This window comes from Massilia hydrophila (assembly GCF_020208145.1).
GTDB classification, from domain to species: Bacteria; Pseudomonadota; Gammaproteobacteria; order Burkholderiales; family Burkholderiaceae_D; genus Telluria; species Telluria hydrophila.
Genome location: NZ_JAHYBX010000003.1, coordinates 240,799 through 263,355, shown reverse-complemented (window position 1 = coordinate 263,355; position 22,557 = coordinate 240,799). Strand labels below are relative to the sequence as shown.

Annotated in this window: 23 protein-coding genes, 1 tRNA gene and 2 pseudogenes; 15 read left to right on the top strand and 11 right to left on the bottom strand. The window is 66.5% G+C overall.

Features of this window, described 5'->3' with window-relative positions:
- Positions 1–3 precede the first annotated feature (3 nt).
- The 3 genes from rlmB to LE190_RS10710 all read left to right on the top strand — a co-directional run bounded on the left by rlmB (position 4) and on the right by LE190_RS10710 (position 2,313).
- Positions 4–747, top strand: coding sequence for a 23S rRNA (guanosine(2251)-2'-O)-methyltransferase RlmB (gene rlmB, locus LE190_RS10720; RefSeq protein WP_225238679.1), 744 nt, complete (start codon positions 4–6; stop codon positions 745–747).
- 136 nt (positions 748–883) lie between these two features.
- A complete protein-coding gene (gene cysE, locus LE190_RS10715; RefSeq protein ID WP_225238678.1) occupies positions 884–1,630 on the top strand; it encodes a serine O-acetyltransferase in 747 nt (248 codons plus the stop codon).
- A gap of 8 nt (positions 1,631–1,638) precedes the next feature.
- Entirely contained in the window at positions 1,639–2,313 is a 675-nt protein-coding gene (locus LE190_RS10710; RefSeq protein ID WP_225238677.1) for a YceH family protein, read from the top strand.
- Here LE190_RS10710 and LE190_RS10705 read toward each other — a convergent pair.
- From LE190_RS10705 to LE190_RS10690, 4 genes are read right to left on the bottom strand one after another with little or no spacing between them, the layout of a single operon-like run.
- On the bottom strand, positions 2,273–3,196 hold the full coding sequence (locus LE190_RS10705; RefSeq protein WP_225238676.1) for a hypothetical protein: 924 nt from the start codon (positions 3,194–3,196) through the stop codon (positions 2,273–2,275). The genes LE190_RS10710 and LE190_RS10705 overlap by 41 nt on opposite strands.
- 5 nt (positions 3,197–3,201) lie before the next feature.
- Complete coding sequence (locus LE190_RS10700) at positions 3,202–4,167, bottom strand: hypothetical protein (RefSeq protein ID WP_225238675.1); 966 nt, start codon at positions 4,165–4,167, stop codon at positions 3,202–3,204.
- The gene (locus tag LE190_RS10695; RefSeq protein ID WP_225238674.1) at positions 4,164–5,036 is read right to left on the bottom strand and encodes an ABC transporter ATP-binding protein; all 873 of its coding nucleotides are present in this window, start codon (positions 5,034–5,036) and stop codon (positions 4,164–4,166) included. The genes LE190_RS10700 and LE190_RS10695 overlap by 4 nt, the downstream gene beginning before the upstream one ends.
- Positions 5,033–5,422, bottom strand: coding sequence for a GntR family transcriptional regulator (locus LE190_RS10690; protein ID WP_224945473.1), 390 nt, complete (start codon positions 5,420–5,422; stop codon positions 5,033–5,035). The genes LE190_RS10695 and LE190_RS10690 overlap by 4 nt, the downstream gene beginning before the upstream one ends.
- 189 nt (positions 5,423–5,611) lie before the next feature.
- Between LE190_RS10690 and LE190_RS10685 the strand changes: the two genes are divergently transcribed.
- Positions 5,612–6,001 carry a type II TA system antitoxin MqsA family protein gene (locus LE190_RS10685; protein WP_225238673.1) on the top strand — a complete coding sequence of 130 codons (390 nt, stop codon included), beginning with the start codon at positions 5,612–5,614 and terminating at the stop codon, positions 5,999–6,001.
- A 29-nt stretch (positions 6,002–6,030) separates the two neighbouring features.
- Here LE190_RS10685 and LE190_RS10680 read toward each other — a convergent pair whose 3' ends face one another.
- From LE190_RS10680 to LE190_RS10670, 3 genes are all read right to left on the bottom strand, one after another.
- The gene (locus LE190_RS10680; RefSeq protein ID WP_225238672.1) at positions 6,031–6,804 is read right to left on the bottom strand and encodes a UDP-2,3-diacylglucosamine diphosphatase; all 774 of its coding nucleotides are present in this window, start codon (positions 6,802–6,804) and stop codon (positions 6,031–6,033) included.
- A complete protein-coding gene (locus LE190_RS10675) occupies positions 6,804–7,295 on the bottom strand; it encodes a peptidylprolyl isomerase (RefSeq protein ID WP_225238671.1) in 492 nt (163 codons plus the stop codon). The genes LE190_RS10680 and LE190_RS10675 overlap by 1 nt, the downstream gene beginning before the upstream one ends.
- Positions 7,296–7,357: 62 nt before the next feature.
- Positions 7,358–8,029, bottom strand: a complete 672-nt coding sequence (locus LE190_RS10670) for a peptidylprolyl isomerase (protein ID WP_225238670.1) — start codon at positions 8,027–8,029, stop codon at positions 7,358–7,360.
- Between the two features lie 207 nt (positions 8,030–8,236).
- On the opposite strand from LE190_RS10670, the gene cysS reads away from it, so the two are divergent.
- From cysS to LE190_RS10635, 7 genes are all read left to right on the top strand, one after another.
- Entirely contained in the window at positions 8,237–9,622 is a 1,386-nt protein-coding gene (cysS, locus tag LE190_RS10665; RefSeq protein WP_225238669.1) for a cysteine--tRNA ligase, read from the top strand.
- A complete protein-coding gene (locus tag LE190_RS10660; protein ID WP_225238668.1) occupies positions 9,622–10,290 on the top strand; it encodes a DNA-3-methyladenine glycosylase family protein in 669 nt (222 codons plus the stop codon). The genes cysS and LE190_RS10660 overlap by 1 nt, the downstream gene beginning before the upstream one ends.
- Positions 10,291–10,412: 122 nt before the next feature.
- Complete coding sequence (locus LE190_RS10655) at positions 10,413–11,390, top strand: acetyl-CoA carboxylase carboxyltransferase subunit alpha (protein ID WP_224945453.1); 978 nt, start codon at positions 10,413–10,415, stop codon at positions 11,388–11,390.
- Positions 11,387–12,829, top strand: coding sequence for a tRNA lysidine(34) synthetase TilS (gene tilS / locus LE190_RS10650; RefSeq protein WP_439847481.1), 1,443 nt, complete (start codon positions 11,387–11,389; stop codon positions 12,827–12,829). The genes LE190_RS10655 and tilS overlap by 4 nt, the downstream gene beginning before the upstream one ends.
- A gap of 141 nt (positions 12,830–12,970) precedes the next feature.
- Positions 12,971–14,218: an aspartate kinase gene (locus tag LE190_RS10645; RefSeq protein WP_224945452.1), complete on the top strand. Its 1,248-nt coding sequence runs from the start codon at positions 12,971–12,973 to the stop codon at positions 14,216–14,218.
- Between the two features lie 100 nt (positions 14,219–14,318).
- A tRNA-Ser gene (locus tag LE190_RS10640) sits at positions 14,319–14,411 on the top strand.
- Positions 14,412–15,256: 845 nt separating this feature from the next.
- Positions 15,257–15,490, top strand: a complete 234-nt coding sequence (locus LE190_RS10635) for a hypothetical protein (protein WP_225238667.1) — start codon at positions 15,257–15,259, stop codon at positions 15,488–15,490.
- Positions 15,491–15,628: 138 nt separating this feature from the next.
- Here LE190_RS10635 and argP read toward each other — a convergent pair whose 3' ends face one another.
- Positions 15,629–16,522, bottom strand: a complete 894-nt coding sequence (gene argP, locus LE190_RS10630; RefSeq protein WP_225238666.1) for an HTH-type transcriptional regulator ArgP — start codon at positions 16,520–16,522, stop codon at positions 15,629–15,631.
- A gap of 155 nt (positions 16,523–16,677) precedes the next feature.
- Between argP and LE190_RS10625 the strand changes: the two genes are divergently transcribed.
- The 4 genes and pseudogenes from LE190_RS10625 to LE190_RS21910 all read left to right on the top strand — a co-directional run.
- On the top strand, positions 16,678–17,316 hold the full coding sequence (locus LE190_RS10625; RefSeq protein ID WP_225238665.1) for a trimeric intracellular cation channel family protein: 639 nt from the start codon (positions 16,678–16,680) through the stop codon (positions 17,314–17,316).
- The gene (locus tag LE190_RS10620; protein ID WP_225238664.1) at positions 17,316–19,061 is read left to right on the top strand and encodes a peptidoglycan D,D-transpeptidase FtsI family protein; all 1,746 of its coding nucleotides are present in this window, start codon (positions 17,316–17,318) and stop codon (positions 19,059–19,061) included. Before LE190_RS10625 ends, LE190_RS10620 begins: the two co-directional genes overlap by 1 nt.
- 243 nt (positions 19,062–19,304) lie before the next feature.
- A pseudogene (locus LE190_RS21915) lies at positions 19,305–19,589 on the top strand (benzoate/H(+) symporter BenE family transporter); the annotation flags it as partial.
- Between the two features lies 1 nt (position 19,590).
- Positions 19,591–19,908, top strand: a pseudogene (locus LE190_RS21910) (hypothetical protein); the annotation flags it as partial.
- Here the strand turns inward: LE190_RS21910 and LE190_RS10610 are convergent.
- From LE190_RS10610 to LE190_RS10600, 3 genes are read right to left on the bottom strand one after another with little or no spacing between them, the layout of a single operon-like run.
- Positions 19,857–20,444 (bottom strand): TadE/TadG family type IV pilus assembly protein, encoded by a 588-nt coding sequence (locus LE190_RS10610; RefSeq protein ID WP_225238663.1) that lies wholly within the window; start codon positions 20,442–20,444, stop codon positions 19,857–19,859. The pseudogene LE190_RS21910 and the gene LE190_RS10610 sit on opposite strands and share 52 nt — an antisense overlap.
- A gap of 10 nt (positions 20,445–20,454) precedes the next feature.
- Positions 20,455–20,934 carry a TadE/TadG family type IV pilus assembly protein gene (locus LE190_RS10605; RefSeq protein ID WP_225238662.1) on the bottom strand — a complete coding sequence of 160 codons (480 nt, stop codon included), beginning with the start codon at positions 20,932–20,934 and terminating at the stop codon, positions 20,455–20,457.
- Entirely contained in the window at positions 20,931–22,460 is a 1,530-nt protein-coding gene (locus LE190_RS10600; protein WP_267875312.1) for a pilus assembly protein TadG-related protein, read from the bottom strand. Before LE190_RS10600 ends, LE190_RS10605 begins: the two co-directional genes overlap by 4 nt.
- Positions 22,461–22,557: the final 97 nt, after the last annotated feature.

Sequence of the window (22,557 nt, the reverse complement as noted above, 5' to 3'; positions counted from 1 at the left end):
TCCATGAAGAACAAAATGCTTTTCGGTTTCCACGCGGTGACCTCGCGGCTGCGCCACGAGGCCCAATCGGTGGAAGAGATTTTCGTCGACGCGTCGCGCAATGACCGCCGCATGCAGGACCTGATCGCCAACGCCAAGGAAGCGGGCGTGCGCGTGATGCCGGTCGATGCCGCGCGTCTCGACAAGATCACCGGCACCCGCCGCCACCAGGGCGTGATCGCCTTCGCCAGCCAACTGGCCCTGGCGCGCAACCTGGACGAGCTGCTGGACGCCATCGAAGGCCCGCCGCTGCTGCTGATCCTCGACGGCATCACCGACCCGCACAACCTGGGCGCCTGCCTGCGCGTGGCCGACGGCGTCGGCGCGCATGCGGTCATCGTGCCCAAGGACCGCGCCGTCGGCCTGAACGCCACCGCCGCCAAGGTCGCCAGCGGCGCCGCCGAGACCGTCCCCTACATCACGGTCACCAACCTGGCGCGCACCATGCGCGAGCTGAAGGAGCGCGGCATCTGGCTGATCGGCACCTCGGACGACGCCGACAAGGGCCTGTATGAGGCGGACTTCACCGGGCCGGCCGCGCTGGTGATGGGCTCGGAAGGCGAGGGCATGCGCCGCCTGACGCGCGAGACCTGCGACCTCCTGGTCAGCATCCCGATGTTCGGCTCGGTCGAAAGCCTGAACGTGTCGGTGGCATCTGGCGTCTGCCTGTACGAGGCGCGCCGCCAGCGCATCGCGCGCGAAGGCTGATCCCCGCCAGCCTTGCGTTCGCGAACGATCCCGGCCTGCGCCGGGATCGCGCCATCCGGCCGCCATTCCTGCGGCATTCCCAGCAAAGCCGGTGGACATGCGCTACCATCCTCCCTGGCCTGCACACATCCCGATTATGTTTTCCCCATTCTCCCGGCTGCGCGACGACATCCGCAGCATCATCCAGCGCGATCCCGCCGCCCGCAACGGCTGGGAGGTCCTGACCTGCTACCCCGGCCTGCATGCCGTGATCCTGCACCGCTGGGCGCATGCCTGCTGGCAGCTGCGCCTGAAGTGGGTCGGCCGCTTCATCTCCTACCTGGCGCGCATCCTCACCGGCATCGAGATCCATCCCGGCGCCACCATCGGGCGCCGGGTCTTCATCGACCACGGCTTCGGCGTGGTCATCGGCGAAACCGCCGTGGTCGGCGACGACTGCACCATTTACCAGGGTGTGACCCTGGGCGGCACCACGCTGGTGGCCGGCACCAAGCGCCATCCGACCCTGGAACGCGGGGTGATCGTCGGCGCCGGCGCCCAGGTGCTGGGCGCCTTCACGGTGGGGGAGTATGCCAAGGTCGGTTCGAACGCGGTGGTGGTCAAGCCGGTGCCGGCCGGCGCCACGGCGGTCGGCAATCCGGCCCACATCATCCGCAAGGAAGACCAGTCGCGCAGCGCCCAGCTGTTCGCCGCCTATGGGGTGACGGCAAGCGGCGACGATCCGCTGTCGAAGGCCTTGCGCGCGCTGGTGGACCACGTGGCGCGCCAGGACGAACAGATCGAGCGCCTGACCGACACCATGCGCGAGGCCGGCCTGTGCTGTCCGAAGGTGGTCGAGGGTGATAAACTCGATTCGGAACAACTGAACCGACTGGTCGACTGAGGAAGCGAATGACGATGGATGCGATGGGCGCGCAGGATACTGGCGCCATGCTGGACCCGGAAGAGATCCGCGTGCTCGCGGTGCTGGCCGAAAAAGAGGCGCTCACGCCCGACAACTACCCGCTGTCGGTGAACGCGATCGTCAACGGCTGCAACCAGCTGTCGAGCCGCGATCCGATCATGCAGTTCACCGACGAGATGGTCCAGGACACGCTGCAGCGCCTGATCGAGAAAAAGCTGGTCAGCGCGATCTCGCAGGCCGGCGCGCGGGTGCCGAAGTACGAGCACCGCATGCGCATCAAGTGGACGCTGGAACAGGACAAGGTGGCGGTGCTGGCGGTGCTGATGCTGCGCGGCCTGCAGACCGCGGGCGAGATCCGCACCCGCACCGGCCGCCTGCACGAGTTCCGGAGCGTGCCGGAAGTCGAGACCGTGCTGCAGTTCCTGATCGATAAATATCCGCCGCTGGTGGCGCGGCTGGACCGCGCACCCGGCACCAAGGAGCCGCGCTACGGCCACCTGCTGGGCGGCGAACTCCCGGCCTACGAAGCGCCGGCCGCCGGCGCCATGGCCGGCGGTGGTGGCGGCCGGGTCGGCCAGCTGGAACAGGAAGTCGCGATCCTGCGCGGCGAACTGGACGAACTCAAGGCGCAGTTCGAGGCGTTTCGCCAGCAGTTCCAGTAGCATCGGTGCGCGGTCCGGCCGCGCCGGCCACGCTGCCGGTATCGGCCTGGTCCGCATACTTCAGTTCGATCACCGCGTCGTCGCTCCAGCCGACGTTCCCGACCGGCACGTGGAAGGTCTCGCCGTTCACTTCCAGCCTGGCCGAGCGATTGCCGTCGACCAGCACGGCCTCGCGCAGCGGACGTTCGGCGAAGAACGGGAAGTGCGCCGTCCTGCTCGCGCTCTCCCAGCGGAAATCGTCCGGGTCGCCGAAGAAGCCGCACCAGTCGGTGCGCAACAGCAGCGTGTTGATGGTCAGCACCCAGAAGGTCGGGATCTCGGCCTTGGCCATGGCGATCGTCACCTTGCATTCCAGGCGCAGGTCGCCCAGGCGGCGCCGTCCTTCCGCCAGGCCCGGCGTACGGACCTCGGGCTCGGTGCGGTAGACGCGCCGCTTGCGGTTCAGTTCCAGCTCGCTGTCGGCATCCTCGGCCGCTTCGCTGCGCGGGACGGTGAAGCGCAGGCCGGCGTCGATCGCCACCGGCAGCCGGAAGCCGCCGTCGCCGACCAGGCGCGCCGCCAGCGGCTCCGCGGCCTCGTCCTTCTTGCGCGCCACCAGGCGGAACCGCAGGCGCTCGGAGGCGGGCGCCAGCCCGTGGTGGCGGTCGAAGGCATCCAGCCCGGCCAGGATCACCTTGTACTTGCGTACCTCCGGATTGCGCATCGCATTCACATGCACCGGTTCGAGCTCACGCGTCGGCTTCGCGCCCGCCGCGGCCGCGGCATCGGCCGCAGCGGGCGCAGTGGCAGCGGTGGCAGTGCTGACAGTGCTGGCACCGCTGGCACCGCACAGGAGCAGGGCGCCGAGCATCAGGACCGCGGGGCGGCCGACAAACCTACGCACCGCGTTCAACCTTCGTCGCGCCAGCGGCGCAGGCGGGTGGCGGCGTAGATCATCGCGGCGCCAACGGCGGCGGCAACCCACACGCCCGGGCTGGCCAGGGTCGCGTACGACAGGCCCAGCAGGGTATTCGGATCCAGCCCGTACTGCTGGTTGATGACCCCGATGTCGCCCTGCGACAGCCAGATCCCCGGCACCAGTCCGCCCAGGCCGCGCGCCACCACTTCGCTGACGAACCAGTCGATGTCGAACACGCGGTTCGACACGTGGCCGACGATGAAGTTGAACCACTTCAGCACTACCACGGCCACCAGCGGCGTCCCGACCGCCCACAGGAAAACCTTGGAACGGGCCCAGCTCGAGACCATCAGCAGCCAGCCGACGGTCGGCAGCGCCCAGATGATGTACAGCGGCAGGAAGGCCAGCAGGTACAGGGGACCGAGGTAGAGGTTCGGTTCCATCAGCACCGGGGCGAACAGGTTCACGCCCTTGCCGGCCGCGCTGATCATGCCCAGCACCAGCAGCACCAGCGAGGTGACCACCCCGACCGCGATCGTGATCAGCGGCGCCACCACCAGCGCGGTCAGGACTTTCGACAGCACGGTGTCGCGGTCCGACAGCGGCAGCGACTTCCAGAACAGGATGCTGCGGTCGCGACGGTCGTCGTGCAGCGCGGCCAGGCAGTAGAAGAACACCACCACCGTCAGCACCAGGAACAGCGGCGCCGCCAGGCCCAGGTAGCCGGAGGCCGCCACATGGGCGATCTTGTAGCGCAGGTCGGGCGGAATGCCGTTGATCGCCACCACGTTGCGGCCGTCGATCTGGATGTGTTCGCTGCCGCCGAAGGCCATGGCGTACATGAAGCCGCCGCCGACCAGCACGATCATCGCCACGGCCACCGCGACCGGGGCCCAGAAGAAGGCGCCCTTGTGCTCCCAGAATTCGCGCCGGAGCAGCCATTTCATTGTTTTCATGCGTAGGTTCCTTTCATGGTTGCCACGAACAGGTCGGCAACGCTGGGATTGCGGGTCTCGCCGAGCTGGGCCAGCTGGGCGCGCGAGGCGCCGCCCGGCGCGCCCGAGTCGAACAGCATCACGGCCTTGCCGAACACGGTGCGCTTGTCGATCGGCGCCAGCGCGTTGGCGGCGCCCAGTTTCTCGGCCGGGACCATCACTTCGGTATAGCGCTCGCCGATCTCCTCCATCGAGGCGGCCAGCACGATCCTGCCTTCGCGGATGAACATCAGGTCGGTCAGGATGTGCTCGACCTCTTCCACCTGGTGGGTGGTGATCACGATGGTCTTCTGCTCGTCAAAATAGTCTTCCAGCAGGTTCTGGTAGAACTGCTTGCGGTAGATGATGTCCAGGCCCAGCGTCGGCTCGTCGAGTACGAGAAGCCGCGCGTCGATCGCCATCACCAGCGCCAGGTGCAGCTGGACGATCATGCCCTTCGACATCTCCTTGACCTTCATGCCGGGCTTGAGCTTGGTGGCGGCGATGTAGCGCTCGGCCTTCTCGCGGTTGAAGCGCGGGTGCACCCCTTCGACGAAGTCGATCGCGTCCCTTACCCGCAGCCAGCGCGGCAGGATGGCGACGTCGGCGATGAAGCAGACTTCCTTCATCAGGTCGTCGCGCTGGGTGCGCGGGTCCATGCCCAGCACCGACAGCTGGCCCTCGAAAGGAATCAGGCCAAGCGCGGCCTTCAGGGTGGTGGTCTTGCCGGAGCCGTTCGGGCCGATCAGGCCGACGATGCGGCCGGCCGGCACCTCGAAGTCGATGCCTTCGACGGCGGTGCGCTTGCCATAGCGCTTGCTCAGGCCGCGGGCGGACAGCACGGCGCTCATGCCGAAGCTCCCGGCGCCAGCTTCGGCGCGCCCGGGCCGGATGCCTGCAACAGCTGCTCCAGGTTCAGGCCGAGACGGCGGATGCGCTCGACCATGGCCGGCCACTCCTCGCGGATGAAGCGTTCGCGCTCGGTAGCCAGCAGTTTTTCGCTCGCGCCTTCGGTAACGTACATGCCTATTCCCCTTCGCTTTTCCACTAGGTTCTCGTCGACCAGTTCCTGGTAGGCCTTCGAGACGGTAATCGGATTGAGTTGATACTCGGCCGCGATCTGGCGGACCGAGGGCAGGGCGTCGCCGGCCTTCAGCAGGCCGTCGAGCATCATCCCGACCACGCGCTCCTTGAGTTGGCGGTAGATCGGTGTGTTGTCATTCCAGCCGACTGTCATGTTCAGTCCTCCCCTGGCATGTTGCATTGATCATGTTTCTCTCCGTGTTGGTGCTGCATTGAGGTGGTGGTGTAGTGAAGTATAACAGTGGTATTGCAAATGTAAACATGCATATCCCACATTTCGTGCGGGCGCGCCACGGCGCCTGGCTTTGGTAGGATGGGATACCAACAAGCGGAGGAGGAAACGATGCTGACGTGCCCGAACTGTGGCATCTCGCCCCTGGCGCATGCGATCAGGGACATGCAGTACACCTACAAGGGGCGCAGTACGACGATTCCGGACCTCGTCGTCGAGCATTGTGCTGGCTGCAAGGAAGTGCTGTTCGCCCAGGGCGAGCAGGAGCATTACGGCGCGCTGATCGCCGCCTTCCGCCAGCAGGTCGATGCACAGGAGCGCAAGCAGGTCAGCGCATTGCGCAAGGCATTGGGCCTGACCCGGGACCGGGCCGATGCGCTGTTCGGCGACGTGCCGGGCGACTTCGCGCGCTTCGAAAAAGGCGAGGCGCCGGCGCCGGCGGCGCTGCTCAAGCTGCTGCGCCTGTTGGGCAAGCACCCGGCGCTGCTGGACGAATTGTAGGGTAGGGGGCTTGCGCCCACGCTGCGTGACTACGCCAGGTCGTGGCGCGTGAGCGTCCCGTCCGCCGCCAGTGCGATCCAGCCGCCGCGGCGCGGCTCGGTATCGAGTTCCCAATCCGGCAACACGTAGCGCAGCCGGCCCTGGGTGTCATGCAGCGCGGGCCGGTGCGTGTGCCCGTGGATGATGACGCTGGCGCCGGTCCCGGCAAACAGCGCCTCGACCGCCGCCGGAGCCACGTCCATGATCTCGTAGGCCTTGCCGGCCTGGGCTTCGCGGCTGCCTTCGCGCAGGCCGGCGATGATGGCCTTGCGCTGCGCCAGCGGCATGGCCAGGAACTGGCGCTGCCAGGCGGGGTCGCGCACCTGGGTGCGGAAGGCGAGGTAGGCGTGGTCGGCCGTGCATTGGGCGTCGCCGTGCACCAGCGCGATACGGCGCCCGCCGGCGCTGATCACATGGGGTTCTTCCAGGAGTTGCAGTCCGGCCGCCTCGGCGAAGCCCGGTCCCACGAGGAAGTCGCGGTTGCCGGCCAGCCAGTAGACCGCCGTGCCGCCCTCGGCCACGGCGCGGATGGCGCCGATGACCTGCTGGTGGAAAGGCTCGGCCAGGTCGTCGTCGCCGGCCCAGTATTCGAAGATGTCGCCGAGCAGGTAGAGCCGCTCGGCATGGACCGCGTGAACGGCCAGGAAACGCAGGAATGCGTCGGCCGTGCGCGGGTGGGCGGCCTGCAGGTGCAGGTCCGAGACGAACAGCGCGAACGTGCGCTGGGGCGGGCTTGCTGGATCGCCCCGGCGCACCGCTGGCATCAGAGGACTTCGACCTTCTCGATGATGACCGGTTCCACCGGCACGTCCGAATGCATGCCGCTGCGGCTGGTCTTGACGGTATTGATCTGGTCGACCACGTCCTGGCCTTCGGTCACCTTGCCGAACACGGCATAGCCCCAGCCATCCTGGCCCGGGTAGTTCAGGAAGGCGTTGTCCTTGGTGTTGATGAAGAACTGGGCCGACGCCGAGTGCGGCGCCGAGGTGCGGGCCATGGCGATGGTGTACTTGTCGTTCTTCAGGCCGTTCTTGCCTTCGTTCTCGACGGTGGCGTCGGTGGCTTTCTGCTGCATGCCCGGTTCGAAGCCGCCACCCTGGATCATGAAGTCCTTGATCACGCGGTGGAAGATGGTGTTGGCGAAGTGACCCTTGTTGACGTAGTCGAGGAAGTTGGCAACCGTCTTCGGCGCCTTCTCGGCGTCGAGTTCGATGGTGATGTTGCCCATATTGGTGGTCATGCGTACGCTGGTCATGTGCGGTCCTGTTCCTTGTTGTTTATCGTGAGAATGTGTTGCAGCGCGAGATTGCACATCCGCTATTTTACAAGCTTGTCGCCTTTCAGGACGTTCACGGACTGGATGAAGATCGGCGTCACCGGCACGTTCTGCATGCCGCGCACGTCGTCCACCATCACGCCCTTGATCTTGTCCACCACTTCCTGCCCCCGTACGACCTTGCCGAACACGGTGTAGCCCGAGCCCTTGTAGAACGGGTAGTCGATGCCTGAGTTGTCGGCCACGTTGATGAAGAACTGGGAGGTGGCCGAATCCGGATGGTCCTCGCGTGCCATCGCCACCGTGTACGGCTGGTTCGACAGGCCGTTGTTCGATTCGTTCTTGACCGGCTTGTTGGTCTTGCGGCCCTCGAACTTCTCGTTCATGCCACCGGCCTGGATCATGAAGCCGTCGATCACGCGATGGAAGATCGTGCCTTTGTAGAAGCCCTGTTTCACGTACTGCATGAAGTTGGCCACCGTCTTCGGCGCCCGTTCCTCGTCCAGCTGCAGCACGATCGTGCCCATCGTGGTCTTGAGCGCGACCTGCGGGCCCTTGACGACGGGCGCGGCGGGCTGGGCCTCGGCGGCCGGTTCGGCCTGGCCTTCGGTTTGCGCCAGCGCGGCAGGCGCCAGCAGGGTCGTTGCGCCCAGGACCAGGCCCAGGCCCATGCAATGAAGCAGCGAACGGCGGAAGGAAGTGGTGGTGCTCATGGCTCTCCTCTGGTGGACCTCGCGCAAGGCGCTGTCAAGTCTTTTCCCGAAAAATAAAGCTGGGCCGTAGGCGGCCAGTCGTGATTTTATCAATGCTATACTTTGCGCAGAACGTCCCATTCTATCAAAGAAGAACAACACCAGAGGGGCCAGACGATCCCGGCGCATCCCCGCCGTGCCGATCCTCTCCCTCGCCAGACCACACCCATGAGCCAACTGAAGATTTACAACACGCTTGCGCGTGACAAGCAGGTATTCGTCCCGATGGAAGCCGGCAAGGTCGGCATGTATGTGTGCGGCATGACCGTCTACGACTACTGCCATATCGGACACGCGCGCATGATGATGGCCTTCGACGTCATCTACCGCTGGCTCATGGCATCGGGCTACGAGGTCAAGTATGTCCGCAACATCACGGATATCGACGACAAGATCATCCGCCGCGCCGTCGAGAACGGCGAGACCATTGGCCAGCTGGTGGCACGCAACCTGCAATACCAGAACGAGGACATCGCCGCCCTGAACATGCTGCCGCCCACGGTCGAGCCGCGCGCCACCGAATACGTGCCGCAGATGCTGTCGATCATCGAGCAGCTCGAACGCAAGGGCCTGGCCTACCGCAGCGAGGACGGCGACGTCAATTACGCGGTGCGCGGCTTCGAAGGCTATGGCAAGCTGTCCGGCAAGTCGCTCGACGACCTGCGCGCCGGCGAGCGCGTTGACGTCAGCAGCGGCAAGCGCGATCCGCTCGACTTCGTGCTGTGGAAGGCCGCCAAGGAAACCGAGCCAAGCGAGGCCAAGTGGGAATCTAAGTGGGGCACGGGCCGCCCGGGCTGGCACATCGAATGCTCGGCCATGTCCTGCGCCACCCTCGGCGAGCACTTCGACATCCACGGCGGCGGCGCCGACCTGCAGTTCCCGCACCACGAGAACGAGATCGCCCAGTCCGAAGGCGCCTTCGGCGGCAACATGGTCAACTACTGGATCCACAACGGCTTCGTGCGCGTAGACAACGAGAAGATGTCCAAGTCGCTGGGCAATTTCTTCACTGTGCGCGACGTGCTCAAGAAGTATGACGCCGAAGTCATCCGCTTCTTCATCCTGCGCGCCCACTACCGCAGTCCGCTGAACTATTCCGACGTCCATATCGATGACGCCAAGGGCGCGCTGACCCGGCTGTACACCGCCCTGTCCACTGTCGACATCGATGGCGAGACCCCGGAAGTGGACTGGAACGAAGCCCATGGGCTGCGTTTCCGCGAAGCGATGGATGACGACTTCAACACCCCGCTGGCGGTGGCCGAGCTGTTCGACCTGGCCGGCGAAGTCAACCGCAGCAAGTCGATCGCCGCCGCGCGCCAGCTGAAAGCCCTGGCCGGCGTGCTGGGCCTGCTCGAGCGCGCGCCGCAGGCCTTCCTGCAAGGCGGCAGCGAGGAGGGCGACGCCGGCATCGAGGATGCGATCGCGCGCCGCGCCGCCGCCAAGAAAGCCCGCGACTTCGCCGAGGCGGACGCGATCCGCGCCGAACTGACTGCCGCCGGGATCATCCTGGAAGACAAGCCGGACGGAACGACGACCTGGCGCCGCGCATAATGGCCGCCGACCAGGACAAGTCCGGCGCCGACGCCGGACCCGGGGACGAACTGTCGGTGCCGGCCTACTGGGCCGAGGCGAAAGCCGCGCTGATCGGGCGCGACCGCATCATGGCCAAGCTGATCCCGCAGTTCGGCGACCTGCACCTGCGCGGCCATCCCGACCCTTTCACCACGCTGGCACGTTCGATCGTCGGCCAGCAGGTGACGCCGAAGTCGGCCGACGCGGCCTGGGGCCGCCTGCAGGCGATCTGTCCGAAGCTCTCTCCCGGCCAGGTGATCAAGGCCGGCGCGGTCGAGCTGGCCGGCTGTGGCCTGTCCAAGCGCAAGACCGAATACATCCTCGACCTGGCCGACCATTTCAAGGCAAGGCGCGTCCATGCCGACCTGTGGTCCGAGATGGACGACGAAGCGGTGATCGCGGAACTGGTGCAGATCCGTGGCATCAGCCGCTGGACAGCGGAGATGTTTTTGATATTTAATCTGCTCCGGCCGAACGTGCTGCCGCTCGACGACCCTGGCCTGATCCAGGGCATCAGCCAGAATTATTTTTCCGGCGAGCCAGTTTCGCGCAGCGATGCGCGCGAGGTGGCGGCCAACTGGGAGCCCTGGCGCACGGTGGCGACCTGGTATCTGTGGCGCAGCCTGGATCCGCAAGCAGGACCTTGAACGGCCCCGGCGAATATCCGATATTCGCCGCGGGTACGGTAAAATGATGCCCAAACATGGCCAGAACGCGCGCAGGGATGTGTTTCATGCACGCCGCAGCCACGAAATAATCCGGAGGTACAATGACTAAAACAACTTTCCTCAATTTTGAGCAGCCGATCGCCGAGCTGGATTCCAAGATTGAAGAGCTGCGGTTCGTGCAGGACGATTCCGCCGTCGACATCTCCGAAGAGATCGACCGCCTGGCCAAGAAGAGCCAGCAGCTGACCAAGGACATCTACGCCAAGCTCACCCCGTGGCAGGTATCGCAAATCGCGCGCCACCCGCAGCGCCCGTACACGATGGATTACGTGAACGCGATCTTCACCGACTTCCACGAACTGCACGGCGACCGCAGCTTCGCCGACGACCAGTCGATCATCGGCGGCCTGGCCCGCTTCAATGGCCAGGCCTGCATGGTCATCGGCCACCAGAAGGGCCGCGACACCAAGGAGCGCGCCGCGCGCAACTTCGGCATGCCCCGTCCGGAAGGCTACCGCAAGGCCATGCGCCTGATGAAGCTGGCGGAGAAGTTCGGCCTGCCGATCTTCACCTTCGTGGACACCCCGGGTGCCTTTCCCGGCATCGACGCCGAGGAACGCGGCCAGTCGGAAGCGATCGGCCATAACCTGTACGTCATGGCCGAGCTGAAAGTGCCCCTGATCGCCACCATCATCGGTGAAGGCGGCTCGGGCGGCGCACTGGCGATCGCCGTGGGCGACGCGGTGCTGATGCTGCAATACTCGACCTATTCGGTGATTTCGCCGGAAGGCTGCGCCTCGATCCTGTGGAAGACCTCGGAGCGTGCCAGCGACGCGGCCGACGCCCTGGGCCTGACCGCGCACCGCCTGAAGGCGATGGGCCTGATCGACAAGATCGTCAACGAACCGCTGGGTGGTGCGCACCGCGACCCGGCGCAGATGGCCCAGCTGCTCAAGCGCGCGCTGGCCGACACCCTGCGCCAGTTCCAGGGCGTCAAGACCAAGGACCTGCTCGAAGCCCGTCATGCAAAGCTGATGAGCTATGGCAAGTTCAAGGAAACCCTGCCGCAAGAAGAGTGAGTTCCCCCCGCGCCGGCAGCGTGCCGGCCGTGTTTGCGCAGGCCATGGCCTGCCTGCGCGAAACGTATTCCCCCAGCTCCATTGCCCTTGCCTGCAGCGGCGGCCTCGATTCGATGGCCCTGCTGTCGCTGGCGCACGCCTGGAGCGCGCAGCATGGCATCCCCCTGCATGCCTTCCACGTCCACCACGGGCTCAGTCCGAACGCCGACGCCTGGCTGGCGCATTGCGCGCACGCCTGCGCGGCGCTCGGCATCGCGTTTGATCACTGCCGCGTCGCCGTCGCACGGGGCAAGGACGGCCTGGAGTCAGCGGCGCGCAAGGAGCGCTACCGGGCCCTGGGCGACCTGTGCCTGGCCCATGGCGCGCCGCTGCTGCTGACCGCCCACCACCTGGACGACCAGGCCGAGACCATCCTGCTGCAGCTGCTGCGCGGCTCCGGCCCCGCCGGCCTGTCGGGCATGGAGTCGGCCAACCGCGCGCCCGGCCTGCTGGGCAGCGCCGAACTGGTGATGGCGCGCCCCTTGCTTTCGGTCGCGCGCGGCCAGCTGGAAACCTATGCGGCCGAAGCCGGCCTGGCCTGGGTCGAGGACGAATCGAACAGCGATCCGCGCTTTGCGCGCAATGCCCTGCGCCACGGCGTGATGCCGGCGCTGGCGGCCAGCTTCCCCGGCTACCAGCAGCGCCTGGCGCGCGGGGCCGCTCACGTGCAGGCGGCCCAGCGCATCCTCGACGAGGTGGCGGCGCAGGACCTGGCGGCCTGCCTCGACGGCGAAGCGCTGGACCTGGCGCGTGCCCGCCGCCTCAGCCCCGAGCGGATCGACAACCTGCTGCGCCACCTGTTCGCCGTGCGCGGCCTGGCGATGCCCTCGACGGCCTGGCTGGCCGAAATGACGTCGCAGCTGTTCTCGGCGCGCGAGGACGCGCAATTGAAGGTGACGCATCCGGCCTGCGACATTCGCCGCCACCGCGGCAAACTCCACATCACGCCCAGGCTGCCCGAACTGGCCGGCATGCGCGACCCCGACGACGAAGGCGTGCTGGTCAAGGAAGGGCAGGGCTTTCGCTGGAACGGCGAGGACAGCCTGGCCTTTCCCGCCTACGGCGGTGTGCTGCACTTCGAACGGGCCGCGGATGGCATCGGCCTCGATCCGGCCTGGCTGCGCAGCCGGCCACTCACCATCGATTTCCGCCAGGGCGGCGAGCGTCTCAAGCCCGCGCCCAACCGGCCCACCCGTGGCCTGAAGGCGCACTACCAGGCGCTTGGCGTGCCGGCCTGGGAACGCGAGCGCGCCCCGCTGGTCTGGGCCGGGCAGGAACTCCTGTTCGCCGCCGGCATCGGCATGGATTGCCGCCATATAGGGGCGGGGCAGGCGGACCAGGGTCAGGGTCAGGGGCAGGGGCAGGGCGGGCGCATTGTCCTGAGCTGGCTCCCGGATTGATAAAGTTTCTATACAAAAACAGTATTACTTTATTTTCTTTTCGTATAGCTTTTTCTCTTCCCTCAGCTTGTTATAGTGCGCTGCAGCATGCTAGAGTAAAGGTCCTCTTTTGATCTATCAACAGGTTGGAACCTCGCTGCTATGGCTTTAATTGTCCACAAATACGGCGGTACGTCGATGGGCTCGACGGACCGTATCAAGAATGTCGCGGCCCGTGTGGCCAAGTGGCATGATGCCGGTCACCAGATCGTGGTGGTGCCTTCCGCGATGTCGGGCGAGACCAATCGCCTGATCGCACTGGCCAAGGAAATCATGCCGCAACCGGACCCGCGCGAACTGGACATGATCGCCTCGACCGGCGAGCAGGTGTCGGTCGGCCTGCTGGCGATGGCGCTGCTGGCGATCGGCAAGGATGCGGTGTCGTATACGGGCTGGCAGGCGGGCATCCGCACCGACTCCTCGTTCACCAAGGCGCGCATCCAGTCGATCGACGACACCCGCGTGCGCGGCGACCTGGAAGCCGGCAAGATCGTGATCATCACGGGTTTCCAGGGGATGGATGAAGACGGCAACATTTCCACCCTGGGCCGCGGCGGTTCGGATACTTCGGCAGTGGCGATCGCTGCCGCGCTGCAGGCCGACGAGTGCCTGATCTACACTGACGTCGACGGCGTGTATACGACCGATCCGCGCGTGGTGCACGAGGCGCGGCGCCTGTCCAAGATCACCTTCGAAGAAATGCTCGAGCTCGCATCGCTGGGCTCGAAGGTGCTGCAGACCCGTTCGGTCGAGTTTGCCGGTAACTACCAGGTCCCGACGCGCGTGCTGTCGTCGCTGACCGATCCCCTGATGCCGCTGGACGAAGAAGCGAAGTCCGGCACCCTGATTTCGTTTGAGGAAGAAAGCAATATGGAACAAGCCGTCATCTCCGGTATCGCCTTCAATCGCGATGAAGCCAAGATCACCGTCCTGGGCGTGCCGGACAAGCCGGGCGTCGCCTTCCACATCCTCGGTCCCATCGCCGATGCGAATATCGAAGTGGACATGATCATCCAGAACCAGTCGGTGGATGGCAAGACCGACTTCACCTTCACCGTCTCGCGCAACGAGTATGCCAAGGCGATGGCGGTGCTGGAGGCCCAGCGCGAGGAGCTGGGCGCGACCAAGGTGCTGGGCGACGCCAAGGTGTCGAAGGTCTCGGCGGTGGGCGTGGGCATGCGCAGCCACGTGGGCGTGGCCTCGCAGATGTTCCGCACCCTGTCGGAAGAGGGCATCAACATCATGATGATCTCGACCTCCGAGATCAAGATTTCCGTCCTCATCGACGAGAAATACATGGAGCTCGCGGTGCGTGCCCTGCACAAAGCTTTTAACCTCGAGCAAGCTTAACAATTTTCAAAATTTTAGGGCGTGCGTCCTTGACGCAACGAACACCAGCCCTTAAGATGCGTGCACTCAGCGCTGACTGGCAAGCCGGTTGGTCCTGATGGGAGACGTGGCCGAGTGGCCGAAGGCACTTCCCTGCTAAGGAAGCATACGGCTTATACCCGTATCGTGGGTTCGAATCCCACCGTCTCCGCCAAGTTTCAAAGAAAAAAGCTACCGCAAGGTAGCTTTTTTCTTTTCTGCGGCCGCACAGGCGGGCAAGTGCCTGCGCTGCCTGCCGTCTCTGCCAAAATAGTTGTCGGGTCGCTCGTGGTCGTGGGCCCAAACCAGCGCTAGCCAGGCGGAGTCAATCATCGATAGAAGCGTACTATTGCAAAGACTCTGGTATTCGCGAAGACAGAACGCGCTCCCTGTCCAAGCCAACTACAATGGGTGATGAATCTTCTCAATTCATACCCGGGGAGTTGAACATGTCCTATGAAAGTGATTTCAAGGCGGGCCGAATAGGTGGGCCTGCAAGGGATTCTCCGGGATGGCATGAAGGAAATCTACAGCGACTCGACGAGGCCGCTGAGCGTCAAAGGCGCCGAGCTCGCGAGGAGGCCGAGCGAGAGCAGCAGTTTCGGGACCAGTGGAGTCCGGACAAGACATCGTTCACTTCAGCCTGGAGTCGTCATAGCGGTAACAGTGCTAGCAGGCCAACGGTAGGTGGATGGGCGAAGTTTTTTGGCTTTGTCTTCTTCGGCCTTGGTTGCTGGTACGGTCTCACACAAGCTAACTGGTCTGTACCAGAATTTGTTCTCTACACCGGTGTATTTGCATGTGCTGGAGCAGTCTTGGGCGCTGCCGTTTATGTTGCACTCAGGCTGATCGGTTTCATTTTGTCCGCGGGAATTGTACTGTGTTTGATTGCAGGGCTCCTTCATGTATCTAGCGTATTGGACGCGACGCCCCTCTATCACTTCATCAGGAATCATCTCGGTCACTGAAACAGCAGGGCCAAAGCCACCGCTCTATCCGAATCCAGTAACGGGGAAACCTATGAACAAGCTCTTGAGTGTCGCCTTGGTATTCGGTCAATATACCTGTTCCATACTTGGTGTTTTGTTGACAGTCTATCTCTTCATAAGCTGGAACCAGCAACGGGAAGCTGATCCCACGTTTGATGGATTCAATCCATGGCTACCGGGGCTTGTTCTGCTGATCTTGGCCGCTGTGTTCAGACTTGCCCGCAAGGGTCTTGCGGCGACTATTCCAGGCGAGGAGGCTCGCTAGCAATCCAGCGCGAGTGGGAGGCGCCGGGCATCCGCTTCGCGCGTGCGCTAGCGACACTGTTCTGGCGCGAGGCCGGCTTCTGAGGCAGGGGCGGCGCCGCCCCGCAAGCTTGCCGTAGCGCCGTCCCGTTCCACCCCTTCAGCCGTCCAGCATCGCGCGCGCCGCCGTAACGATATGCCGCGACAGCTCGTCCATCCGTGGCGATTGCAGCTTCCACGTATGCCAGTACAGCGCGACATCGGTCGGATGCGCGCGCGCCAGGTCGACCAGCGGGTCGGCGCGGTCGTCGTGCTTGTCCAGCAGCCACTGCGGCACCATCGCATAGCCGATGCCATAGCGGACCGCCTGGAAATGGGCTTCGGTCCCCGGCACGTAGTGGCAGGGATAGGCGCCTTCAGGAAGCCCGAAATGCTCCAGCAGCAGGTTCGACCCCAGCGTGTCCTTGCGGGTATAGGCCACCACCGGGGCGCGCCGCGCGGCCTCGCGCGTCAGGCCATCGGGCAGCCAGCGCTGGCAGAAGGCGCGGCTGGCCACCAGCCGGTAGCGCATGGTGCCGAGCGCCTCGACGCTGCAGCCGCGCATCGGCTCGGCCACGGTGCTCACGCAGCCGATCACCATCCCGGTCTTGAGCAGGGCGAATGTATGGTCCTGGTCTTCGACCACCAGGTCGAGGATGAACTGGTCCCGCGCCAGCAGGCCCGCCAGGGCCGGAAAGAACCAGGTGCCCAGGCTGTCCGAGTTCAGGGCCATCGACACGGTGGTCGCGCCGGCCTCGCCATTGCGGATGTCGGCCTCGAAGTCGGTCTTGAGCAATTGGGCGCGACGCAGGTATTGCAGCAGGCGCTGCCCCATCGGCGTCGGCCGGCATGGCCGGCTGCGCACGATCATGGGCTTGCCGAGCGATGACTCGAGAACGCGCAGGCGCTGCGAGACCGCCGACGGCGTGATGTTCAGGCGCGCGCCGGCACGCTCGAAACTGCCGGTTTCCGCCACGGCCAGGAACGCTTCGGCTTGTTTGGAGTCGAGATCCATCGGTTCTTTGGAAAAGCGACCATGGTAGCGGCAAACGGCGGGCCGTACTGCAAACGAAGAAATTTTACGCATACAGTAAAACTCTTCAGGCCGCTTTCATGAAAAGCCAGGGCCAAGCCAGAATCGGCGCTTCCACCTCGTCGGGAACAACGCTGATGCTCCACATTATTTACCTGATCGCTATCTCGGCCGAGGCCGGATCGGGCGCGCTGACGGCCATGCGCCGCAAGATGGACGTGTTCGGCGTCGCGCTGGTCGGCACCGTGACCGCCCTGGGCGGCGGCTCGGTTCGTGACATGCTGCTCGGCCACTATCCGCTCGGCTGGGTGCAGCATCCCGAATACCTGCTGTTCACGGTGGGCGCGGCGCTGGCCGCGGCGGCGGCCGCGCAACTGCTGCAGCGCCTGAAGTCTGCCTTCCTGCTGCTCGATGCCCTGGGACTGGTGGCGTTCTCGATCATCGGCTGCGACGTCGCGGCCGCCGCCGGGGTGCACGTGGCGGTGGTGGTGTTGATGGGAATGATTACCGGAACGGCCGGCGGCCTGCTGCGCGACATCGTATGCAACCAGGTACCGCTGGTGCTGCGGCGCGACCTGTACGCAACGGTGGCGCTGGCGACCGGCGCGCTCTACATGGCGCAGCTTCACTACGGAGTCGGGCGCGACGTGGCGACCTTGGTCGCGCTGGCGGCCGGCTTCGGCCTGCGCCTGGCCGCCTTGCGCATGTCGCTCGCCCTGCCGGTGCCGGGCCGCGGCAGGCCGGGCGCGCTCGACGCCGCCGGCGGCGAAGGCTGATGGCGCGCGGCAGCGCCCGGGTGGCCACCGGTAATGGCGTCGCATTCACCACCAGTCGTCTGCTGGCGCCGGCGCTGCCCGCCTGGCGCTCGCGCTGTGTGCTGTTCGTGATCTCGACGCTGTTCGCGCTGCTGGCCGCGCGCGCGGCCTGGCTGCAGGCGGTGTCGGAAGGCTTCCTGCAGGAGCAGGGCGCCGCGCGCTACCTGCGCACGCTGGAGCTGCCGGCCAGCCGCGGGCGCATCCTCGACCGCCAGGGCAGGGTGCTCGCGGTGTCCATTCCGGCGCGCACGGTGTGGGCCAATCCGGGGCATGCCGCCGGCGCGGATCCCGCCAGCCTGCGCGAACTGGCGCGCCTGCTCGAGATGGACGAGGGGACGGTGCGCGCCCGCCTGGCCTCGGACCGGTCCTTCGTCTACCTGAAGCGGCAGGTAGACGTCGAGACCGCGCGGCGCATCCTGGCGCTTGGCATCCCCGGCATCGCGACCCGGGAAGACACGCGCCGCCACTATCCAGAAGGCGGTATCGCGGCGCACCTGGTCGGCTTCACCGACATCGAAGACGCCGGCCAGGAAGGCATGGAGCTGGCCAGGCAGCAAGACCTGCTGGGCAGGCCCGGTGCGCGGCGCGTGATCCGCGACCGGCTCGGCCACCTGGCGCAGGACCTCGGCACCATGCGGCCCGCCATCGACGGCCGCGACCTGTCGCTGTCGATCGACCGCAACCTGCAGCATATCGCGCGCACCCACCTGGCCGCCGCGCTCGAGCGGCACCAGGCCAAGGCTGGCGGCATCGTCGTGCTCGACGTGCGCAGCGGCGAAGTGCTGGCCCTGGCCAACCTGCCGGACTACGATCCGAACGACCGGGGGCGCCTGAGCGGGGCGCAGCTGCGCAACCGCGTCCTGACCGACACCTTCGAACCCGGCTCGGTGGTAAAGCCGTTCACGATCGCGCTGGCGCTGGAGCAGGGCATCGCCACGCCGCACACGCTGGTCGAGACCGGGGGCGGGCGACTGCGCATCGGCAGCGCGTCGATCGGCGACGCCAGCCGCCACGGCACACTGACGGTGTCCCAGGTGCTGGAAAAATCGTCGAACATCGGCACCGCCAGGCTGGCGCTGCAGATGCGGCCGGAGAGCATGTGGACGCTCTTCACCGAGGTCGGGTTCGGGCAGGCGCCTGACCTCGGCTTTCCCGGCAGCGTCGCCGGCCGCCTGCGGCCGCACCACAGCTGGCGCCCGATCGAGCAGGCCACCATCTCCTACGGCCATGGCCTGTCGACCTCGCTGATGCAGCTGGCTTGCGCCTACCTGGTGTTCGCGCGCGACGGCGAGATCGTGCCGGTCACGCTGCTCAAGCGCCACGACGCGCCGGCGGCGCGCCAGGTCATCCCTGGCCCCATCGCGCGCGAAGTGCGCGCCATGATGGAACGCGCCGCCGGGCCGGAAGGAACCGCCTCGCGCGCGCGCGTGGCGGGCTACCGCGTGGCCGGCAAGACCAGCACCGCGCACAAGGTCGAGGCGGGACGCTATGTCAACCGCTACGTGGCCAGCTTCGTCGGCCTGGCGCCGGTGTCCGACCCGCGCATCATCGTCGCGGTGATGGTGGACGAGCCGACCGCCGGCGGCCATTACGGTGGGCTGGTGGCGGCGCCGGTGTTCGCAGCCGTGACGCAGGACGTGCTGCGCGCGCTGAACGTGCACCCGGACGCACCGGTCGGCGACATCATCGCGCCGGACCAGCCCTAGCGCGTGCCGGCACCTCCGCGCGCGTCCTGGCGCCGGCCGCCCCCGCGATACCCGGCGGGTATCGAGCGAATACCCAATCAGTCTTGGACGCGGTCGCCTGGCTTATCTACGCTGCAATCAAGACGAGGCGGCACAGACCTCGCCACCGAACGATCAACGACGGGAGACACGATGCAGACTGGCGGCCAGACCCCGACCGGCGGGCACGCGGGGCAAGCGGTCCGCGCCGATGCGCAAGCGGCCGTGTCGCCCAGGGCGACGCAGCCGGGTTCCGCCGCTGCCGGCGCGCTGCTGCCGGCCATCGCCGCCGGTTTCCTCACGGTGCTGGTGTCGTTCTCGGCACCGCTGGCCATCTTCTACCAGGCGGCCCAGGCGGCCCAGGTGTCGAGCGACATGTTCGCGTCCTGGGTATGGGGGATCGCGGTCGGGGCGGCGGTCGCCGGTATCTTCCTCAGCTGGCGGCTGAAGGTCCCGGTCATCACCGCGTGGTCGGCGCCGGGAACCGCGCTCTTGATCACCCTGTTCCCCGCTGCGCCAGCTCGGCATGACGCTCGCGCAGTTCGATCTGATCGAGCTGAACGAAGCCTTCGCCGCGCAGGGGCTGGCGGTGCTGCGGATGCTGGGGTTGCAGGACGACGATACGCGCGTCGATCCGAACGGCGGGGCGATCGCGCTGGGGCACCCGCTCGGCATGAGCGGTGCGCGCCTGGTTGCCACCGCAAGCTGCCAGCTGCAGCGCAGCGAGGGGCGCTTTGCGCTGTGCACGATGTGCTCGAGCGGGTGTAGCGATCGGACTTACGGACAACCGCAGACCGGCGGCAGCGGCGGCGGCGTACCCGGCACGTAGCCGAAGGACTCGACCGGCACGATGGTCGTGGCCCGATGCAGCGGAACCCGCAGGTCGACCAGGGGCACCATCAGTTGCGACTGGACGGCATGGCAGTCCTCGCTGTCGGTAAGGTCGCAAATGCTGGCCTGGACGAACCGGATGCAGGTCTTGGCGCGTGGGTTGAGCATGCAGATCAGCCGGTTCGCGGCGGCGCTTGCCGGCCAGTTTCCTTGCGGGACCACCGCCAGGTCGGCGTTCAGGTAGATCAGCCGCACGTGGGCATCGGTCACCGGGGGCGCCATGATGAGTTGGCCCGGGTCCGTGCGGAAGACCGCATATTGCCGGACCGCGTTCAGCACGCCATGCTCGCGCGGATAAGCGCTCACCGCCGCCTCGGCCGCGCGCCGCGTTACCTCCTGCAGGGTATTGTAGACAAACAGCAGGCGCGCCGTTTCCACGAGGCCAAACACCACCGTAAAGAAAAGCAGGGCCAGTACCGCGAACTCCACCGCGGTGGCCCCGGCCTGGGTCCGCGCAGGGCGTGGCGGACGCACGCGTGGCAGCTCAGTTGCCGGCATGGCGCAGGGTATAGCTGGCGTTGATCGGCAGGTCGAACCAGCCGAAGGCGGCCAGGCCGCCAGGCTCGGACATCGTGACCTGGAAACTGACGCGCACCGTGGCGGGAAGCTTTCCTTCCGGCGTGCCGGCGCAGCTGGACTCGTCGCAGGCGACGTCGATCCCGCTCACCACCGCATCCTGCGCCATCTCGGCGATCTGGCGCTGGACGATCTCGCGCGCGACCTTGCCGGCCGCCTGCGGCGCGTCCGCCGCGCCCAGCTCGGCGGCCGATGCCCCGGCCAGGTAGCGGGCGGCGTTCTGCGCCGCCTTCTGCGCCATCGTGTAATGCCAGAATGCCCGGGCAAAGAACACCGGAAGCACGAGCAGCGCGACCAGTACCGGCAAGCACAGGGCGAATTCGATCGCGGCCAGGCCGCGCTGGCGCCGCTCGCCGCGGCATCCGGGGATGGACAAGGACTCGTTCATGGATACAGCTCCACCTGCGCCGCCACTGCCTGCGGGGGCAGCAAACCCGCGAATTCGCCCACCAGGCGCTCGTTGGTGGCCATCACGGTCATGAAGAACCTGCCGACCCCGACCACATGGGCACCCGTGTTCGCACCGGATGGCGCACCGGCGGCGCAGTCGAGCAGCGGAATGTTGAGCACCCGCCGCTCGGGTAGCGCGAGCAGCTTGTGGGCGGTGCGCGGCGGCGCATAAAAGGCGCTGGGCGCCGAGCGCGCCTGGTAGGGCGCGGCGGGAGCGGCCGGGTAGCCCTGCGCGCTCGGCCCGGAAGGGTAGAGCGCCGGCCAGTCGGCGGTGGCGAACGTGGCATACCCGTCCTCCGGTTCCTGTTCCTGCGCGGAGGAGGGCGCGCGCGCTGCCCGCGCATACGACCATAGCGGACCGTAGTCGCCCGGCGCGGGCGGCGGCGCTGGCAGGTCGGCCACGGTTTCGAGCCGGCCGCGCACGGTCGTGGAGAGCGCGGCAACGCTGCCGGTGCCGGGACTCATCCACGCGGCGCCATTCGCCTGGTCGTAGGAATACAGCCTGATGTTGGTGTCCGGCGCCCCGCCATCAGGGGTGCAGGTGGTGCCGGAATACGTGTCGAAGCGGGTATTGAGCGCGCTGCGCAGGGCGGCCAGCGGCTCGGCGGCGGGGAGCTCGGAGACGCGCACCGCCCCGCCGGTGATCCGCCTCACCCACATCGAACCGGTGCAGGCGAAGGGCGCCAGCGTCCGGATGTCCAGTTCGGGACCGGTCTGTCCGGGTTCCAGCACGGGATTGACCGCGTAGCGCGCCGGCGCCATGCCTTTCGGGTTCAGTTGCATGAGGTCGTAGCTGACGCCGCGCCGGAAGCCGTACTGCACCAGTTCCTTGAGCTTGGCGCCGGAAGGCGCGTCCGCTTCGCGCACGGCGGCGGCATCGGGCGCCATGGCGCATACGGCCAGTGGGGTGATCTTGATCGCACTGCGTCCCGCGATGGCGCTGTCGGACACATCCACCGCAGCCAGGTCGTCGCGCAGGACGCGCGCGAGGACCTTGATGAAATAGGTGTCTACCCGGCTGGCCGCCGCGCCGAGGGCGGCCGTATCGACCCGGGCAAAGAACAGCCCGGCCGCCTGGACCTGGGGCATGCCGGTGCCGACGCTGGAAGCCGGCAGCCAGGTGCCGGAGCGCGCGGACGCATCGCTGAAACTGAGCGCTTCATCGCTCCAGACGGGGGCCGTGCCTTCGAAAAAATGCTGGTAGCGCAGCTTGCCGACTGCCTCGGCGGCAGCCAGCTTGGCCGCCACGATGCCCTGCGGCGTGCCGTTCAGTTCGCGCGCCGCCGCGAGTGCCGCGGCCTTGGCGATTCCATGCATGTCGACCTTGCGGTTATAGATCCGGGCCATGTCGATGGCGAGCCCGCACAGGCCGATGACCACCAGCAGCAGCGGAACGAACATGACCGCAAAGGCGCCGTCCTGGCGCGACCGCCCTGAACCAGTTGGATGCTGCCGGAACGCCATGATGCTTGCTGTCTCCCATGCACGAATGTCGAGTCGCGGCGGATCCGGCTCGGTCGGACCGATTCTAGCGGCGGCAAGACCGGCAGCCTTGATGCTT

Coding starts and splice junctions, on each gene's coding strand:
- LE190_RS10600 (WP_267875312.1), bottom strand. CDS start 22,460: ATGGCGTTCCGGCAGCATCCAACTGGTTCAGGGCGGTCGCGCCAGGAC.
- cysE (WP_225238678.1), top strand. CDS start 884: ATGTTTTCCCCATTCTCCCGGCTGCGCGACGACATCCGCAGCATCATC.
- LE190_RS10655 (WP_224945453.1), top strand. CDS start 10,413: ATGACTAAAACAACTTTCCTCAATTTTGAGCAGCCGATCGCCGAGCTG.
- LE190_RS10635 (WP_225238667.1), top strand. CDS start 15,257: ATGAACAAGCTCTTGAGTGTCGCCTTGGTATTCGGTCAATATACCTGT.
- LE190_RS10675 (WP_225238671.1), bottom strand. CDS start 7,295: ATGACCAGCGTACGCATGACCACCAATATGGGCAACATCACCATCGAA.
- LE190_RS10620 (WP_225238664.1), top strand. CDS start 17,316: ATGGCGCGCGGCAGCGCCCGGGTGGCCACCGGTAATGGCGTCGCATTC.
- LE190_RS10695 (WP_225238674.1), bottom strand. CDS start 5,036: ATGAGCGCCGTGCTGTCCGCCCGCGGCCTGAGCAAGCGCTATGGCAAG.
- LE190_RS10625 (WP_225238665.1), top strand. CDS start 16,678: ATGCTCCACATTATTTACCTGATCGCTATCTCGGCCGAGGCCGGATCG.
- LE190_RS10605 (WP_225238662.1), bottom strand. CDS start 20,934: ATGAACGAGTCCTTGTCCATCCCCGGATGCCGCGGCGAGCGGCGCCAG.
- LE190_RS10680 (WP_225238672.1), bottom strand. CDS start 6,804: ATGCCAGCGGTGCGCCGGGGCGATCCAGCAAGCCCGCCCCAGCGCACG.
- LE190_RS10670 (WP_225238670.1), bottom strand. CDS start 8,029: ATGAGCACCACCACTTCCTTCCGCCGTTCGCTGCTTCATTGCATGGGC.
- LE190_RS10685 (WP_225238673.1), top strand. CDS start 5,612: ATGCTGACGTGCCCGAACTGTGGCATCTCGCCCCTGGCGCATGCGATC.
- LE190_RS10700 (WP_225238675.1), bottom strand. CDS start 4,167: ATGAAAACAATGAAATGGCTGCTCCGGCGCGAATTCTGGGAGCACAAG.
- rlmB (WP_225238679.1), top strand. CDS start 4: ATGAAGAACAAAATGCTTTTCGGTTTCCACGCGGTGACCTCGCGGCTG.
- LE190_RS10690 (WP_224945473.1), bottom strand. CDS start 5,422: ATGACAGTCGGCTGGAATGACAACACACCGATCTACCGCCAACTCAAG.
- cysS (WP_225238669.1), top strand. CDS start 8,237: ATGAGCCAACTGAAGATTTACAACACGCTTGCGCGTGACAAGCAGGTA.
- argP (WP_225238666.1), bottom strand. CDS start 16,522: ATGGATCTCGACTCCAAACAAGCCGAAGCGTTCCTGGCCGTGGCGGAA.
- LE190_RS10660 (WP_225238668.1), top strand. CDS start 9,622: ATGGCCGCCGACCAGGACAAGTCCGGCGCCGACGCCGGACCCGGGGAC.
- LE190_RS10710 (WP_225238677.1), top strand. CDS start 1,639: ATGACGATGGATGCGATGGGCGCGCAGGATACTGGCGCCATGCTGGAC.
- LE190_RS10645 (WP_224945452.1), top strand. CDS start 12,971: ATGGCTTTAATTGTCCACAAATACGGCGGTACGTCGATGGGCTCGACG.